The sequence below is a fragment of the Lelliottia nimipressuralis genome (assembly GCF_004402045.1).
GTDB classification, from domain to species: Bacteria; Pseudomonadota; Gammaproteobacteria; order Enterobacterales; family Enterobacteriaceae; genus Enterobacter; species Enterobacter chinensis.
In genome coordinates this window covers 163576-179099 of the sequence record NZ_SOMG01000015.1, presented here as the reverse complement: position 1 = coordinate 179099, position 15524 = coordinate 163576, and the positions used below count along the sequence as shown (strand labels likewise).

General features: G+C 55.0%; 16 protein-coding genes. 7 read left to right on the top strand and 9 right to left on the bottom strand.

All coding sequences use genetic code 11. The features are described from left to right. Positions 1 to 102 precede the first annotated feature (102 nt). The 3 genes from E3U32_RS09445 to ppiB form a co-directional block, all read right to left on the bottom strand. Positions 103 to 312 (bottom strand): YdgH/BhsA/McbA-like domain containing protein, encoded by a 210-nt coding sequence (locus E3U32_RS09445; RefSeq protein ID WP_125914596.1) that lies wholly within the window; start codon positions 310 to 312, stop codon positions 103 to 105. Positions 313 to 451: 139 nt separating this feature from the next. Next, on the bottom strand, positions 452 to 1174 hold the full coding sequence (lpxH, locus tag E3U32_RS09440; protein WP_134348571.1) for a UDP-2,3-diacylglucosamine diphosphatase: 723 nt from the start codon (positions 1172 to 1174) through the stop codon (positions 452 to 454). A gap of 3 nt (positions 1175 to 1177) precedes the next feature. Next, positions 1178 to 1672, bottom strand: coding sequence for a peptidylprolyl isomerase B (gene ppiB / locus E3U32_RS09435; RefSeq protein WP_010428247.1), 495 nt, complete (start codon positions 1670 to 1672; stop codon positions 1178 to 1180). 174 nt (positions 1673 to 1846) lie between these two features. Between ppiB and cysS the strand changes: the two genes are divergently transcribed. Beyond that, positions 1847 to 3232: a cysteine--tRNA ligase gene (cysS, locus tag E3U32_RS09430; protein WP_134348570.1), complete on the top strand. Its 1386-nt coding sequence runs from the start codon at positions 1847 to 1849 to the stop codon at positions 3230 to 3232. Positions 3233 to 3322: 90 nt separating this feature from the next. Here the strand turns inward: cysS and E3U32_RS09425 are convergent, their stop codons facing one another. From E3U32_RS09425 to folD, 5 genes are all read right to left on the bottom strand, one after another. Beyond that, positions 3323 to 3844 (bottom strand): metal-dependent hydrolase, encoded by a 522-nt coding sequence (locus E3U32_RS09425; protein ID WP_134348569.1) that lies wholly within the window; start codon positions 3842 to 3844, stop codon positions 3323 to 3325. Positions 3845 to 3916: 72 nt separating this feature from the next. Then, a complete protein-coding gene (gene malI / locus E3U32_RS09420; RefSeq protein WP_134348568.1) occupies positions 3917 to 4933 on the bottom strand; it encodes a Mal regulon transcriptional regulator MalI in 1017 nt (338 codons plus the stop codon). Positions 4934 to 5019: 86 nt separating this feature from the next. Continuing rightward, complete coding sequence (locus tag E3U32_RS09415) at positions 5020 to 6519, bottom strand: PTS transporter subunit EIIC (protein WP_059312327.1); 1500 nt, start codon at positions 6517 to 6519, stop codon at positions 5020 to 5022. Positions 6520 to 6802: 283 nt separating this feature from the next. Further along, a complete protein-coding gene (gene ybcJ / locus E3U32_RS09410) occupies positions 6803 to 7015 on the bottom strand; it encodes a ribosome-associated protein YbcJ (protein WP_116341500.1) in 213 nt (70 codons plus the stop codon). 1 nt (position 7016) lies between these two features. Next, positions 7017 to 7883, bottom strand: coding sequence for a bifunctional methylenetetrahydrofolate dehydrogenase/methenyltetrahydrofolate cyclohydrolase FolD (gene folD / locus E3U32_RS09405; protein ID WP_134348567.1), 867 nt, complete (start codon positions 7881 to 7883; stop codon positions 7017 to 7019). Positions 7884 to 8193: 310 nt separating this feature from the next. Here folD and fimA point away from each other — a divergent pair, with 310 nt between their 5' ends. The 6 genes from fimA to sfmF all read left to right on the top strand — a co-directional run bounded on the left by fimA (position 8194) and on the right by sfmF (position 14205). Further along, a complete protein-coding gene (gene fimA / locus E3U32_RS09400; protein WP_134348566.1) occupies positions 8194 to 8757 on the top strand; it encodes a type 1 fimbrial major subunit FimA in 564 nt (187 codons plus the stop codon). Between the two features lie 68 nt (positions 8758 to 8825). Continuing rightward, positions 8826 to 9371, top strand: a complete 546-nt coding sequence (gene fimI / locus E3U32_RS09395; protein WP_047347218.1) for a type 1 fimbrial protein subunit FimI — start codon at positions 8826 to 8828, stop codon at positions 9369 to 9371. A 34-nt stretch (positions 9372 to 9405) separates the two neighbouring features. Beyond that, positions 9406 to 10098 (top strand): type 1 fimbria chaperone FimC, encoded by a 693-nt coding sequence (fimC, locus tag E3U32_RS09390; RefSeq protein WP_134348565.1) that lies wholly within the window; start codon positions 9406 to 9408, stop codon positions 10096 to 10098. Positions 10099 to 10112: 14 nt separating this feature from the next. Beyond that, a complete protein-coding gene (locus tag E3U32_RS09385; protein ID WP_134348564.1) occupies positions 10113 to 12674 on the top strand; it encodes a fimbrial biogenesis usher protein in 2562 nt (853 codons plus the stop codon). Next, positions 12667 to 13674 (top strand): type 1 fimbria D-mannose specific adhesin FimH, encoded by a 1008-nt coding sequence (gene fimH / locus E3U32_RS09380; RefSeq protein ID WP_134348563.1) that lies wholly within the window; start codon positions 12667 to 12669, stop codon positions 13672 to 13674. The genes E3U32_RS09385 and fimH overlap by 8 nt, the downstream gene beginning before the upstream one ends. A 9-nt stretch (positions 13675 to 13683) precedes the next feature. After that, a complete protein-coding gene (gene sfmF, locus E3U32_RS23755; RefSeq protein WP_134348562.1) occupies positions 13684 to 14205 on the top strand; it encodes a fimbria assembly protein in 522 nt (173 codons plus the stop codon). Between the two features lie 51 nt (positions 14206 to 14256). Here sfmF and fimZ read toward each other — a convergent pair whose 3' ends face one another. Further along, complete coding sequence (gene fimZ / locus E3U32_RS09370) at positions 14257 to 14889, bottom strand: fimbria biosynthesis transcriptional regulator FimZ (RefSeq protein WP_134348561.1); 633 nt, start codon at positions 14887 to 14889, stop codon at positions 14257 to 14259. Positions 14890 to 15524 lie beyond the last annotated feature (635 nt).

The following is a 15524-nucleotide window of genomic DNA, read 5'->3' as shown; positions in this document are numbered from 1 at the left end:
CAAGGAAAACGGTTGCGCGGTTAAAAGGTGAGCCGTTGTTGCCATCCATTCATAACAAAACAGACCGCATTCTGGCGGTCTGTTTTCGTCGTTCGGCAATCATTATTTAGTCAGTTCAGCGGTCATGTGCACGCGGTTGTTGAACTGTGCGCTGGTGATTTTGTAAGACGCGCCTTGTTCCGCGGCCTGTGCAGCAATTTTCGCTTCTGCGCGGTCAAGGGTTGAACCGGTTGCGCTCACGCTCTGAGCAAAAGAACCGAAAGAAACCAGAGAAAGAGCGGCAACTGCAACGAAAGTTTTGATGGATTTCATGGTCGTATTCCTTAAGTAATTTATCTGGGATAGGGCGTGTTGCCCTGATGTGATAAATAATAGGCCGACCACGGACTGATTAAAATCAAAACAATTTGCCGATATTATTCAGTAAATTTGAATGAGTTTACGAGGGGGATTAAAACGGAAAAGCGATCAGCTCTACGCCCTCAGGCGTGACTTTGACCATGGATCCTTCGCTGTGCCAGGCACCCAATACCACGCGGTGTGCGGGCTGGCCGTTGGCGATAAGGGAATGCACGTCAGGACGATGGGTATGGCCGTGGATCAACCACTGGACGCGATGCTTTTCCATCACATTCACCACTGCCTGCGGGTTAACGTCCATGATGGTCATGGATTTGCTGCTGTTGGCGGCTTTACTGCCCGCGCGCATTCTGGCGGCGATGCGGTTGCGAATAAACAGCGGCAGAGCAAGGAACAGCGTTTGTATCCACGGGGTGTGGACTTTGGCACGAAACGCCAGGTAGCCGGTATCGTCGGTGCAGAGCGTATCGCCGTGCATGATCAGCACCTTTCGGTCGTAGAGGTCGAGCACCTGTTCTTCCGGCAGCAGCGTCATACCGCTTTCGCGGGCGTAGCGCTTGCCGAGCAGGAAATCTCTGTTGCCGTGAATGAAGTAGCAGGGGACGCCAGACTCAACCAGCGCTTTTATGGCCGCAGCCATTTCACGGTGCAGCGGGTTAGGGTCGTCGTCGCCAATCCAGGCTTCAAAAAGATCGCCCAGGATGTACAGCGCATCGGCGCTTTTCGCTTCACCGCGTAAAAAACGCAGAAAACCGGCGACGATCGCCGGTTCTTCCGTTTGCAGATGCAGATCTGCAATAAAGAGTGTCGCCACGAATTACTCGCTGACGGTCACGCTTGTAATCACAACGTCTTCTTTCGGAACGTCCTGGTGCATACCGCTGCGGCCAGTAGAAACGGCTTTGATCTTGTCAACCACGTCCATACCTTCAACCACTTCTGCGAATACGCAGTAGCCCCAGCCCTGCAGGCTTTCGCCAGAGAAGTTCAGGAAGTCGTTGTCAGCCACGTTGATGAAGAACTGTGCGGTCGCGGAGTGAGGGGCCTGAGTACGGGCCATCGCCAGCGTACCACGGGTGTTTTTCAGGCCGTTGTTCGCTTCGTTCTTGATCGCTTCTTTGGTTTCTTTCTGGTTCATGCCAGGTTCAAAACCGCCGCCCTGGATCATAAAGCCGTTGATCACACGGTGGAAGATGGTGTTGTTGTAGAAACCTTCGCGGCAGTAGTCCAGGAAGTTTTTAACTGTTTCAGGCGCTTTGTCATCAAAGGTTTTGATTACGATATCGCCATGATTAGTGTGGAAAGTAACCATTTTTGCATCCTGTTCCGTTATTGTGGTACATCGACCCGCGTTCGGGTCATATATAGGGGCTTGTTATAGCATAACCACAGGATGCGATCACCTTGCATTGTGTGCTGCTTCGGGTTTGAATTACGGGTAGAATACCCGGTTTTCAACCACACACGTGTTTACATGGAATCTTCGATGTTAAAAATCTTTAATACAATGACGCGCCAAAAAGAGGAATTTAAACCTATTCATGCCGGGGAAGTCGGCATGTACGTGTGTGGTATTACGGTTTACGATCTCTGTCACATTGGCCATGGCCGTACCTTTGTCGCTTTTGACGTGGTGTCACGCTACCTGCGTTTTCTGGGCTATACCCTGAAATACGTGCGTAATATCACCGACATCGACGATAAAATTATTAAGCGCGCTAATGAGAACGGCGAAAGCTTTGTTGCGCTGGTCGATCGTATGATCGTGGAGATGCACAAAGATTTCGACGCCTTAAATATTCAGCGCCCGGACAGCGAGCCGCGTGCGACCCACCATATTCACGAAATTATCGAGATCACGGAAAAGCTGATCGCGCGCGGTCACGCCTATGTGGCGGACAACGGTGACGTGATGTTCTCGGTGCCGACCGATCCCACCTACGGTTCTCTTTCCCGTCAGGACCTGGACCAGCTCCAGGCCGGCGCGCGCGTTGACGTGGTCGACGTAAAGCGCAACCCGATGGACTTCGTGCTGTGGAAAATGTCCAAAGAGGGCGAACCAAGCTGGCCATCCCCGTGGGGCGAAGGCCGCCCGGGCTGGCACATTGAATGTTCGGCGATGAACTGCAAACAGCTGGGCAAGCACTTCGACATCCACGGCGGCGGTTCAGATCTGATGTTCCCGCACCACGAGAACGAAATCGCGCAGTCCACCTGTGCCCATGGCGGCGAGTACGTTAACTACTGGATGCACTCCGGGATGGTGATGGTTGACCGCGAGAAGATGTCTAAATCGCTGGGTAACTTCTTCACCGTGCGCGACGTGCTGAAGTATTACGACGCGGAAACCGTGCGCTACTTCCTGATGTCCGGCCACTATCGCAGCCAGCTGAACTACAGCGAAGAGAACCTGAAACAGGCGCGCTCGGCGCTGGAGCGTCTGTACACCGCGCTGCGCGGTACCGACAGGTCTGTTTCTGCTGCAGGCGGCGAAGCGTTCGAAGCACGCTTTGTTGAGGTGATGAACGACGACTTCAACACCCCGGAAGCCTACTCCGTGCTGTTCGATATGGCGCGCGAAGTGAACCGCCTGAAGTCAGAAGATATGGCCGCGGCGAATGCGCTGGCGTCCCATCTGCGTAAGCTCTCCTCCGTGCTCGGCCTGCTGGAGCAGGATCCGGACGTGTTCCTGCAGAGCGGTGCGCAGGCGGACGACGGTGAAGTGGCGGAAATTGAAGCGTTGATCAAAGCGCGTCTGGAAGCGCGTCAGGCGAAAGACTGGGCGGCGGCAGATGCGGCGCGTAACCGTCTGACCGAGATGGGCATCATTCTGGAAGATGGCCCGCAGGGCACGACCTGGCGCCGTAAGTAAGTCTGTAATGCCCGGTGGCGCTTCGCTTACCGGGCCTACAAAAGCACGACCGTAGGCCGGGTAAGGCGAAGCCGCCACCCGGCTTTTCTTTTATCTCCGTTTCCACCACAGCAACCCCATCAGCACCACACCCGGTAGCCACACCCACATCAGTTCAGAGAGAATGACCTGGTGCCCGTACGGCGTGGTATAGCGTGACAGCGCAAACGGCGCGACCTTAATCACCTGCCATGGTGCAAAGAAGCGTTCATCTGACCACGGCCACAGCCAGCCGACACCTTTCCCGCCTGTTGTAATTGAGTCCAGCAGGCTGTGCGAGAGCAATGACACGGTTAAAAACAGCCAGCACCGGGTCAGGCTGGCCCTGAACCATCGTCGGCCGATCAACACGCAGAGTATCGGCACCACAAAGGCAAACAGCAGGGAGTGGGTAAAGCCGCGATGGCCGAAAACGTTGCCGTAAGCGACGCCGAACTTAAACGCCAGCACGTCGGCGTCCGGCAGCATGGCGAGGACAATTCCGGCGAACAGCAGGCGGGGAGGAATAACTTTTGTTCCCAGACCTAAGCCCAGGCAAAGCGGAACAGCAGTGTGAGTAATAACGGTAGGCATCGTATTTATCCGTGGCAAATCATGGAACTATAGCAGTGAATGCTTCACATCCGACCCGTGCTAAATTCTGATTTACGCCGACTCGCGCGCGATAAGCTGTCCGGAGAGCGTAATACGCTGCGTTTGCAGCGTCGGCTCCTTCAGCGTGCGAATAATCAGCCCGGCCGCCTGACGCCCCGTCTCTTCGCTGGCGGACGAGACATAGGTAAATGACGGCGAGGTGAGGTTAACGTGCAGCATATCTTCGAAACCGACCAGCGCAACCTGCTGCGTCAGAAACACATCTTTACCGACCGTACGTCCTACCTGATGAATACCGGAGATGGAGCCTATCATCGCATCCGGCGAGTGGCAGAGCAGGGCGGTGATGGTGTTGTTTTTTTCCAGCAGCTGGCGGGTGGCGAAACCCGCTGCCAGCGTATCATCGCTGCAGGCCGGCGAGTATTCATCGCGCCAGACCAGACCGTTTTGCGTCATCGCGCTGCGAAAGCCGAGCAGACGCTGCTCGCGGATAAGACAGCCTTCACGCCCGCCAATGTAGGCGATATTGCGGTGGCCGCGCTCGATAAGATAACGCACCGCCAGATTTGCCGCCTGACGGTTATCGCGCATCACCAGGTTGCATTTTTCATCCAGTAGCGACTGAGAGACCACCACCAGCGGCAGCGGGCAGTGGCGAATCTGTTCCGGCAGGGTGGACGTGCGGGTGTCCGAAGCCAGATAGATAACCCCGGCGACGCCCTGCTGCTTAAACGACAGCATACAGCGCTCAAGATGGTCAGCGTCGTTCTGCGGCTGGCCGAGAAAAACCATATATCCCTGTTTTTCCAGCTCCTGGACGATGCTCGCCATCACCTTGATGGAGAAGCTGTCGCTAAAGTCGCGGAGGATCAGACCAATCAGGTTGGAGGTGTTGGCGCGGAGGTTGGCAGCGGCGACGTTATGAACATAGCCCAGCGTATTGATGGCAGCGTTGACCTTCCCGATCGTTGCCTCTGAGATTTTCCCTTTCTGGCGCAGCACCAGCGAGACGGTTGAGACCGAAACGCCCGCGTGCTTTGCGACATCAATAATGCTGACTTTCTTCAAAACCGCTCCCTGAAATTAACCGATTATCAGCCAGATACGACAATGCGTCTCCCAGCGTACAGGAGACGCGTCGTTCAGGCATCTAATTATTTGCCGATCATGGTGGACATGGTCTGGGCGATAAACTGTGCTCTGGCACCGAAAATCACCTGAATACCGTTGTCGCCGACGAAGACCACGCCGCGCGCGCCGAGTCCGTTCAGTCCGTCTCTGTCTACCGCCTCGCTTTTTGCCACTTCCAGGCGCAGGCGGGTGATACAGGAACCGACGGAGTCGATGTTATGCGCTCCGCCCAGCAGGGTGATGATCTCGGTTGCGAGTTCTGAGTCAGACTTCTCATCCGCGTTGGCGGTCACTTCAGTACGGCCCGGCGTTTTCACGTCGAAACGGCGGATCACAAAGCGGAACGTGAAGTAATAAATCAGGCCCATTGGAATGCCGATGATAATGGCATTCAGGAAGTTGGTCTTGTAACCGTTAAAGGACGGCAGGATCCCGAATGACAGGTAGTCGATAAAGCCTGCGGAGAACGACTTGGCGATATGCGCATGCAATAAATACATGGTCATGTAGGCCAGACCCGCCATGATGGCGTTAAAGACGTACAGAATCGGCGCCACGAAGATAAAGGTAAACTCAACCGGTTCGGTGATCCCCGTCAGGAAGCAGGTGAGCGCCGCGGAGAACAGAATACCGGCCGCGATTTTCTTATTCTTCGTATGGGCTTCGTGATACATCGCCAGGCACGCGGCGGGCAGCGCGAACAGCATCAGCGGGAATTCACCCTGCATGAACTTACCGGCGTTCTGGTAGGTGTCGCTGCTGAAGGATTTCACCCCTTCTTCCAGCATTTTGAACCAGATGGTCTGGTCGCCGTGGATCACCTGGCCTGCCTGGGTGGTGTAGTCCCCAAACGAATACCAGAACGACGGATACCAGATGTGGTGCAGGCCGAGCGGGATCAGCGCGCGTTCAACCAGCCCGAAGATAAAGGTCGACGCCGCCTGATTATCGCCGTTAACGACCACCGAGAGCGCGTCAATACCGGCCTGAATATGCTGCCAGACATACGGCAGCAGCAGCCCCATCAGGAATGAGAGGAACGCCGTTGCAATCGCCACGAAGCGCTTACCGGAGAAGAAGCCGAGGAATTCCGGCAGCTGCATGGTGTGGAAGCGGTTATAGCACCAGGCTGCGAGAATACCGCAGATCAGGCCGCCGAAGACGCCCATCTGCAGCGTCGGGATGCCGACGACCATGGCGTATTTTCCGCCCTGCGAGGCCATTTCCGGCGTGATGCTCAGCACGGTGCTGATGGTGATATTCGTGACAAACACCGAAACCGCCGCAGACAGCGCCGCAATGCCGGATTCCGATGCCAGACCGACGGCAGAGCCAATGGCAAACAGCATCGGCAGATTATCAAAGATAACCCCACCCGCGTTCATCATCAGCGGCAAATGAAACTTATCGCCGAAGGCCAGCAGCAGCCCCGCAGCGGGAAGCAGTGAAATTGGCAGCATTAAGGCGCGACCAATCATCGATAACTTAGACAGCGATTTAACAAACCCTGATATCAGACTCATGCTGATTTCCCCCGAGAAGCGCTTTTTTTGGCGCTGTTATTGTAAGTAGAACGTTTTAGTAGAACGTTCTACTTATCGTGGGCAAAGAGTGAAAAACGCGCAACTGAATTTTCATTTTTCAACAGAGGAAATAGTGATTATTTGAAGTTGATCGATAAATAACCGTGATGGGTATGAGGGGATTGTGAGAGAAATTGCCGGGTGGCGGCTTCGCCTTACCCGGCCTACAAGCGGAGATGGTACGTAGGCCCGGTAAGCGCAGCGCCACCGGGCGTCAAACGGCTCAGGCCGTAACGGTCACGCTCTGTCCTTCAAAGCTCACGGTCTGGCCCGCGACAATCTTGCAGCGCTTGCGGGTTTCCACCGCGCCGTCCACTAACACCCGCCCGTCGGCGATAACGATTTTCGCCTGCGCGCCGCTTTCGCTCCAGCCTTCCAGCTTCAGCAGATCGCACAGCTCAACGTGCGGATGTTTACCTAATGAAAAAGTCGCCATCTTACGCGTCCTCTACGTCGTGATATTCTTCGCATGCCTGCAACGTATTCTGAATCAGTGTTGCAACGGTCATCGGGCCTACGCCGCCCGGTACCGGGGTAATGTAAGAGGCGCGAGCCGCGGCATCTTCATACACCACGTCACCGACCACTTTGCCGCTTTCCAGACGGTTAATCCCGACGTCCACGACAATCGCACCCTCTTTAATCCATTCGCCCGGAATAAAGCCCGGCTTACCGACCGCGACGATCAGCAGATCGGCGTTTTCTACGTGGTGACGCAGGTTTTTGGTGAAGCGGTGGGTGACGGTGGTGGTGCAACCGGCCAGCAGCAGCTCCATGCTCATCGGACGGCCTACGATGTTGGAGGCACCAATAACCACGGCGTTCAGGCCGTAGGTGTCGATGTCATAGCGCTCAAGCAGCGTCACGATACCGCGCGGCGTGCACGGACGCAGACGCGGCGCGCGCTGGCACAGGCGGCCAACGTTGTACGGATGGAAACCGTCAACGTCTTTATCCGGTGCGATACGCTCCAGCACCTTCACGTTGTCGATACCTGCTGGCAGCGGCAACTGAACCAGAATACCGTCGATCTCTTTATCGGCATTCAGGGTGTCAATAAGTTCCAGCAGTTCTGCTTCGCTGGTGGTTTCCGGCAAATCGTAAGAGCGGGAGACGAAGCCCACCTCTTCACACGCTTTGCGCTTGCTGCCGACATAAATCTGCGATGCCGGGTTGCTACCAACCAGCACAACGGCCAGCCCGGGGGCGCGTTTTCCGGCAGCTTTACGCGCCTTCACTTTTTCCGCGACCTCAGAGCGCACCTGCTGCGCAATCGTTTTACCGTCAATAATCTTTGCTGCCATCAGAGAGAAGATTCCGTCTGTAACGTTTGAAAGGGGGGATTGCCTGTATTTTGTCAGAAGCGAGCGCCGCTGTCAGTCACCCTTTACGCGTTTTTATCAGTGAGGCACAAAAACCCTTCTTAGCGGATGGTCAATTTCTTAGGCGGGATTAGGATGTGACCTGGCGAAATGGCAGCGTTTTGACATATTTAAAAAACGCATCCTGAGCTACTTTGTCTCCTCCGAAATAAGCTTTCAATTAATCAATTGAACGTATTTCTTATTCCCGATTATTCGCGGGAAGGGTTATTTACATTTTAAAGGAATAGACATGAAACTCAGCAACATTGCTTCTACTGTTATTGCTACGTTGGCCCTGGTTGCGGGTGCCGCAAATGCAGCAGATCCTGCCACCCCGGTTTCCGTAAATGGCGGTACCGTACATTTTAAAGGTGAGCTGGTTAATGCTGCTTGTTCAGTAAATACTGATTCTTCCGAGCAGACCGTTAATCTGGGTCAGTATCGTACCGCGAAATTCACTAAAGTGGGCGACACCACCTCCAATATTCCATTCAACATTGAACTGAACGATTGCGATCCGCTGGTAGCGAAAACCGCCGCCGTTGCGTTCACCGGTCAGATCGACCCAACCGACAAAACTCTGCTGGCAGTGACCTCCGGTAGCAACGACAACACCGCGAAAGGCGTAGGTATCGAGATCCTCGACAGCAAATCCAGCGTTCTGACGCCGGACGGTGCAACCTTCTCTGCTGCGCAGAACCTGATCGAAGGGACTAACACCCTGAAATTCACCGCGCGTTATAAATCAACGGCTGCAACCACCGAGCCGGGCCAGGCGAACGCTGACGCCACCTTCGTAATGAAATACGAGTAATTCCTCCGCACAGGGATGTTCAGGCCTCACGGATGAGGCCCGTCATACGCAAATGCCAGGAACGAAGGATGACAAGGACTGGAACACTACTGCTGTTAACCCTTGCGATGGCTGGCCCGGTATCGGCGCATACCGTGGTGATTGAAGGCGGCAAAGTGCATCTCAGAGGTGAACTGGTGAACGGCGGCTGCGCCGTGGCGCCGGACAGCCAGAATATGCGCATCGACATGGGGCAGTACCGAACCAATTCATTTTCCGGTGTGGGCAGTTTTTCCACGGTAAATGTGCCTTTCACCGTGCGGCTGCTGGACTGCAGCGTTGATGTCTCGCGCACCGTGGGGATCCAGTTTCAGGGTGTCACTCCCGCAGAAGATCCGCAGGTCTTTCTGGCGACATCGCGGCCGGGTGAAACACCTGTCAGCAGCGGCGTTGGGCTGGCGCTCTTTGACGAACAGCAGCGTCAGATTATCCCGAATGCCACGGCCGTCAGCTGGCTGCCGGTCGATACCCGCGAGCTGGCGTTCCATTTTAGCGCCCGCTATCGGGCTATTTCCGAACACCTCGAACCAGGCAAAATTCAGTCGGATGTCTGGTTTACGCTGATTTATCCATAACACCTGCGAACACATTATTAAAGGTACGGTTGTGATGAATACCCTAATTAAACCAGGACTTTTTTTATCGTTTATTTTAATGATGGTTTCTGCATGCGCGAATGCGTCCGGCGGAATTGCGCTGGGGGCCACGCGCGTTATTTACCCGGCCGATGCGAAGCAAACGTCGCTGGCGATCACCAACAGCAACAAACAAGAACGCTATTTAATTAACGCGTGGATCGAAAATGCGAACGGGCAAAAAGAAAAAACCTTTGCCGTTACCCCCCCATTGTTTGTGAGCGAACCGGACAGCGAAAACACGCTGCGAATTATTTACGCCGGGCCCGCACTGCCTGCCGATCGCGAATCGCTCTTTTACATGAACGTGAAAGCGATCCCGTCAGTGAACAAAGCGAAAACCGAAAACAATAACGTGCTGCAGCTGGCGATCCTCTCGCGCATCAAGCTGTTTGTGCGCCCGAACAACCTGGCGATGCAGCCGGAAGAGGCACTTTCCCAGCTGCGGTTTGAGCGTGCCGGCAACCATCTCAAAGTCAGCAACGCGTCCCCGTACTACATCACCCTGGTCAATCTGAAACTGGGCGGGCAGACGCTGGATAACCTGATGGTTGCGCCGAAAAGCTCGGCGCAGCAGGTGCTGCCAGCCGGTGCCGGCGGCACGCTTTCCTGGCAGAGCGTGAATGACTACGGTGCCATCACGCCGGCGCGTAGCGTTAACCTGTGAGCAGAGTCAGGGCGATGAAAAACCACCAGGGACGTTACTGCCCGGTTGCACTGGCGCTGATGGCGGCGCTCTGGCCGCAGGCTGGCTGGAGCGAAAGTTATTTCAACCCGGCCTTCTTGTCCGACGACGCCGCCAGCGTGGCGGATTTGTCGCGTTTTGAACAAGGGCACCAGCAGGCACCCGGCGTTTATCGCGTGGATATCTGGCGTAACGATGAGTTTATCGGCACTCAGGACGTGCGTTTTGAGCAGGCCGAGAACACGCCGCCGGTGGCGGGCGGGTTATCGCCGTGTATTACCCGCGCGATGCTCGATCGCTTTGGCGTCAACGCTGCGGCGTTTCCCGAGCTGGCTAACGTGCAGGGCGAGACCTGCGTTCCGCTGACCACGGCCATTCCCGGCAGCGAAACGGTATTCAACTTTGCCTCGCAGCGTTTGAACGTCAGCCTGCCGCAGGTGGCGTTGCAAAACAGCGCCCGGGGCTACATTCCGCCTGAACAGTGGGATGAAGGCATCCCCGCCGCACTGGTGAACTACAGCTTCTCGGGCAACCGGGGAAGCGAAGACGACAGCTATTACCTGAACCTGCAGAGCGGGTTGAACTACGGCGCCTGGCGTTTACGTAACAACGGCGCGTGGCGGTACACGCAGAATAACGGGCAGCGGCACAGCGAGTGGCAGAATATCGGCACCTGGGCGCAGCGCACCGTCATTCCGCTGAAAAGTGAACTGGTGCTGGGCGACAGCAATACCGGGAATGACGTCTTCGACAGCGTGGGCTTTCGCGGCGGTCGGCTTTTCTCGTCTGACAGCATGTACCCGGACAGCCTGCAGGGCTACGCACCGACCGTGCGCGGGATTGCCCGGACGCCCGCCAAAGTGGTGGTGCGTCAGAACGGCTACGTTATCTATCAAAGCTATGTGCAGCCCGGCGCATTTGCCATTACCGATCTCAACCCGACCTCCTCAAGCGGTGACCTGGAAGTGACGGTCGAAGAGAAAGACGGCACCCAGCAGCGCTATACCGTGCCGTATTCCACCGTGCCGCTCCTGCAGCGTGAAGGGCGCTGGAAGTACGACCTCGTCGCGGGGGATTACCGCAGCGGTAACAGCGATCAGGATACGCCGTTCTTCACCCAGGGAACGCTGATTACCGGCCTTGCCAACGGTTACACGCTCTACGGCGGTACGCAGCTGGCGTCACGCTATACCGCGGTGGCCATCGGGGCCGGAAAAAACCTCGGCGACTGGGGCGCGGTTTCGCTTGATATCACCCACGCCCGCAGCCAGCTCGCGGACGACAGCAAACATGAAGGCCAGTCTCTGCGCTTCCTCTATGCGAAATCCCTTAACGGCTTCGGCACCAACTTCCAGCTGCTGGGCTACCGCTACTCCACAAAAGGGTTTTACACCCTGGACGATGTCGCCTGGCGTTCAATGGAAGGCTATCAGTATGCCGACAGCCAGGACGATAACGATGTGCCGGACGTGCAGAGTTATCACAACCTGACGTGGAATAAAAAAGGCCGCTTTCAGCTCAACGTTTCTCAGTCGCTGGGGGATTACGGCTCGGTGTACATCTCCGGTAGCGAGCAGACCTACTGGGGAACGGACGAGACGAACCTCTGGTATCAGCTGGGGTATGCGGGGGGCGTGAAGGGGGTTAACTACTCCGTGTCGTGGTCGTGGAACAAATCCGTCGGGATCGACGGTACCGACCGGATCGCGTCGTTTAACGTCTCCGTGCCGTTCAGCCTCTTTACCCGTCAGGGCTATCGCCGGGACAGCGTCATCGACAGGGCCTACGCCACGGCGTCCGCCAGCCGAAACAGCGATGGCGACACAAGCTGGCAAACCGGGGTCAGCGGAACGTTGCTGGAGGATCGCAACCTGAACTACAGCGTGACCCAGGGACACACCAGCACCAACGGCTCAAGCGGAAGCGCCAGCGCCAACTGGCAGGCCACCTACGGCACGCTGGGCGTGGGCTACAACTACAGCCGCGATCAGCACGATCTCAACTGGCAGCTCTCCGGCGGGGTGGTCGGCCATGCTGACGGCGTGACCTTTAGCCAGCCGCTGGGCGACACCAACGTGCTGATCAAAGCGCCGGGGGCATCAGGCGTCAGCGTCGAAAACCAGACCGGCGTGAGAACCGACTGGCGCGGCTATGCGGTGATGCCGTATGCCACCGTCTACCGCTACAACCGCGTGGCGCTGGATACCAACACCATGAGCAACAATACCGATATCGAAAACAACGTGAGCAGCGTGGTGCCGACCAAAGGCGCGCTGGTGCGTGCCAGCTTTGATACCCGCATTGGCGTGCGCGCCCTGCTGACGGTGACGCGCGGCAACCAGCCCGTGCCGTTCGGCGCGGTGGTCCGTGAAACCCAGAGTGGCGTGACCAGCATGGTGGGGGATGACGGACAAATTTACCTGAGTGGGCTGCCGCTGGAGGGCGAGCTGCTGATCCAGTGGGGCGACGGGGCGCAATCCCAGTGTCGCGCGCCTTACAGCTTGCCTGAACAGAGCCTGCAACAGGCAATCACGCTTAAGGGGATTCGCTGTGATTAAAACTCAATACCTTGCCTTGTCGCTGCTGGCATTACTGCCTGCGACAAACGCATTCGCGACCGTGTGCGTCAATGAAAAAGGCGTGCCGACAGAGGTGCATTACAACCTGACGGATAAATTCAATAGTTCGAATAATCAGATTGGGCAGGTCGTGACGCTCAGCGAGAAGTCGCAGTGGGTAGGGGTGAATGCCGTCTGCCCGAAGGGCACGACCGGAAATACCACCAAGCGTAGCTATGTGACGGATTACCCGATCACCGGGACCAGCGATGGCTACCAGTATCTGAAACTTAACGACTATCTGGACGGGGCCATGAAAATCACGGATAGCTTTGCTGGCGTGTTTTATCCGCCCAAAAGCTATATTCAGATGGGCAGCCATCCTAACGTCTCCAAAAACAAACCGTTTGGCGTTCAGGACTCCAGCCTTGTCTTCCGTCTGAAAGTGACCCGGCGTTTTATTAATATGGTGGTGATCCCGCGAGCCACCATGTTCCGCGTTTATGTGACCACCACGTCTTCCGATCCGTTAACCACGCCGGTCTATACCATCAGCTACAGCGGAACCATACAGGTGCCGCAAAGCTGTGCCATTAATGCCGGTAACGTAGTGGAGTTTGACTTCGGTGACATTGGCGCCTCCTTGTTCAGCAAAGCGGGCGTGGGTAATAAACCGGAGGGGGTCACATCGCAAAGCAAAACCATCGCGATCAAATGCACCAACGTGGAGGCGAACGCCATGCTGACGATGCGCGTCGAGGCGGAAAAAGTCTCTGATAACGTGCTTGTGTCGGATAACCCGGACGTGGGGTTCATCATTGCCAACGAGAGCGGTGCGCCGCTCACGCCCAATAACCTGACAAGCAAAATTCCGTTCCGCCTGGACGACAGCGCGCAGGCACAGGTAGGGATCCGGGTCTGGCCGGTGAGCGTGACGGGCAATAAGCCTGCGGAAGGGCGTTTCACCTCGCGCGGGTATTTGCGCGTGGATTACGACTAAGGAGCCGATATGCGAAACGGGATCCGTTTTATCACCGTGGCGCTCTTTGCGCTTTGCACCCAGGCTCAGGCGGACACCGCATTGGGTGAAATTAACATTCGTCTCTACGGCAATATTGTCGATTTCACCTGCGTTGCCGAAGGCAGCGACAGCGACAAGGCCGTCCCGCTGGGAACCTGGCCGACGAAACAGCTCGGCACCACCGGGAGCCGCACGCAGCCCATGCCGTTTACGCTGAAGCTGACCGGCTGCCCGCCAGGGGCGGCATCCATTACGTTTTCGGGTAAAGCTGATGGGAGCAATAACGGTTTGCTGGCGCTGAATGACGCCAGTACAGCAAGCCGTGTCGCGGTGGAGATCAGGGATGCGGATAAAACGCGTCTGGCTCTCCAGCAGGCCAGCCAGCCGGTTTCGGTTGATGCGCAGGGGAATGCGACATTGTCGTTTTATGCCAATTATATCGCCACTGCCGATAACCCTCAGCCCGGACGAGCTGATGCAGATGCTACCTTCATGATTAATTATAATTAGCACTGACCGCACTCCCTGAAGCTCAGATAAGCTGCAGGGAGTGAATTCAGGTTATAGCAGTTCGTGCGCTTTGGCGTAATCAATTAATTCCACGATGCTTTGCACACCCAGCTTGGAATAAATATTGGATTTGTGCGCGCTAATGGTCTTGTTGCTTAATAGTAGCTGCTCAGCAATTTCCTTATTGGATAATCCATTCGCCAGATACCGTAATACCGTAACCTCGCGGTTCGATAATGGCATATCTACTGCCATCCCTTTCCCTGAACCCAAATGGTTTATAAAATTCAGCGTTTCCGACGGGAAAAAAGAATAGCCCATCAGAATCATTTCTACGGCGTTGTAGATCTCACCCAAATCTTTTCGTTTGCTGACAAAACCGTTTGCCCCGGCGCGAATGGCGCGACCCGAGTAAAATAACTCTGATTTAGACGAGAGGAACAGAACCTTGATGTTCTTGTTTAAATTTTTGATTCTCTTAAGTAAAGAGAAAGCATCCGTGCCCGTGAGTTCAATGTCAAGGATCACCAGATCGATAGGGTGATTGCGGATACAGTCAAGGACTTCATGGCTATCGCCAGACTTGAGCTTGACTGTGATATTCTTATTTTTCTGTAGCAGGACTTCTATCGACATTCTGACGATAGGATGTTCGTCCATAATGATAACGGATGCCGGTTTCATTTTTAATGCCTCAGATTGTTAAAAGCGTTATGCAGAGTTTGGTAAAACTCTCGAAATGCCGGAAGGATATAATGTGCAGATCCCTATACCGTAGTATTTCCCTGGAAAGAGCGAAAGCATCCCTGTTAACGTAATGAAAAGAACTATGCCTCAGCGCGGTCATCTCATTTGGCTGGTGTTGGCAAAAAGATTTTTCTTATTCAGATTTGGTACGCATCTTATTATACAGAGTAAGTTTTTTCCGAAAACCCTGTAAATTAATATCCGCTTAAGGGTTTGTATTATCTTCTGGATCTGAATCGCTATTTTTTTAAAATTAGCGGAAATATCCTGTTATCCCATTTACCGCATATTTTCATCTTTATGTAATAACAAAAAATAACAGATATCTCTGTATGTTGATCAATTGTTAACAAAAATACACCTCATTTCGGGGAGCGACCCTACGGAGGTGAGGTGATAAATTGCCCTCGCAGGCCGTCAGGCCTTCATCTGAAAGTACCCCGGTTGACCAGGGTAACGGCGTCTGCTGCACAGGAGAACATGCTGCCCGCTTTGCTTTTTACTCCTGGGAGGTGTCGCTAAGCTGCTTGTTTTTACATCATTATCATCTTATTAACGCTTTCTGCATTCAC

What these genes read in the sequence shown, in the direction of transcription:
- E3U32_RS09445 (WP_125914596.1), bottom strand. Translation starts at nt 312, where the DNA reads ATGAAATCCATCAAAACTTTCGTTGCAGTTGCCGCTCTTTCTCTGGTT.
- ppiB (WP_010428247.1), bottom strand. Translation starts at nt 1,672, where the DNA reads ATGGTTACTTTCCACACTAATCATGGCGATATCGTAATCAAAACCTTT.
- cysS (WP_134348570.1), top strand. Translation starts at nt 1,847, where the DNA reads ATGTTAAAAATCTTTAATACAATGACGCGCCAAAAAGAGGAATTTAAA.
- E3U32_RS09425 (WP_134348569.1), bottom strand. Translation starts at nt 3,844, where the DNA reads ATGCCTACCGTTATTACTCACACTGCTGTTCCGCTTTGCCTGGGCTTA.
- E3U32_RS09415 (WP_059312327.1), bottom strand. Translation starts at nt 6,519, where the DNA reads ATGAGTCTGATATCAGGGTTTGTTAAATCGCTGTCTAAGTTATCGATG.
- ybcJ (WP_116341500.1), bottom strand. Translation starts at nt 7,015, where the DNA reads ATGGCGACTTTTTCATTAGGTAAACATCCGCACGTTGAGCTGTGCGAT.
- folD (WP_134348567.1), bottom strand. Translation starts at nt 7,883, where the DNA reads ATGGCAGCAAAGATTATTGACGGTAAAACGATTGCGCAGCAGGTGCGC.
- fimA (WP_134348566.1), top strand. Translation starts at nt 8,194, where the DNA reads ATGAAACTCAGCAACATTGCTTCTACTGTTATTGCTACGTTGGCCCTG.
- fimI (WP_047347218.1), top strand. Translation starts at nt 8,826, where the DNA reads ATGACAAGGACTGGAACACTACTGCTGTTAACCCTTGCGATGGCTGGC.
- fimC (WP_134348565.1), top strand. Translation starts at nt 9,406, where the DNA reads ATGAATACCCTAATTAAACCAGGACTTTTTTTATCGTTTATTTTAATG.
- E3U32_RS09385 (WP_134348564.1), top strand. Translation starts at nt 10,113, where the DNA reads ATGAAAAACCACCAGGGACGTTACTGCCCGGTTGCACTGGCGCTGATG.
- sfmF (WP_134348562.1), top strand. Translation starts at nt 13,684, where the DNA reads ATGCGAAACGGGATCCGTTTTATCACCGTGGCGCTCTTTGCGCTTTGC.
- fimZ (WP_134348561.1), bottom strand. Translation starts at nt 14,889, where the DNA reads ATGAAACCGGCATCCGTTATCATTATGGACGAACATCCTATCGTCAGA.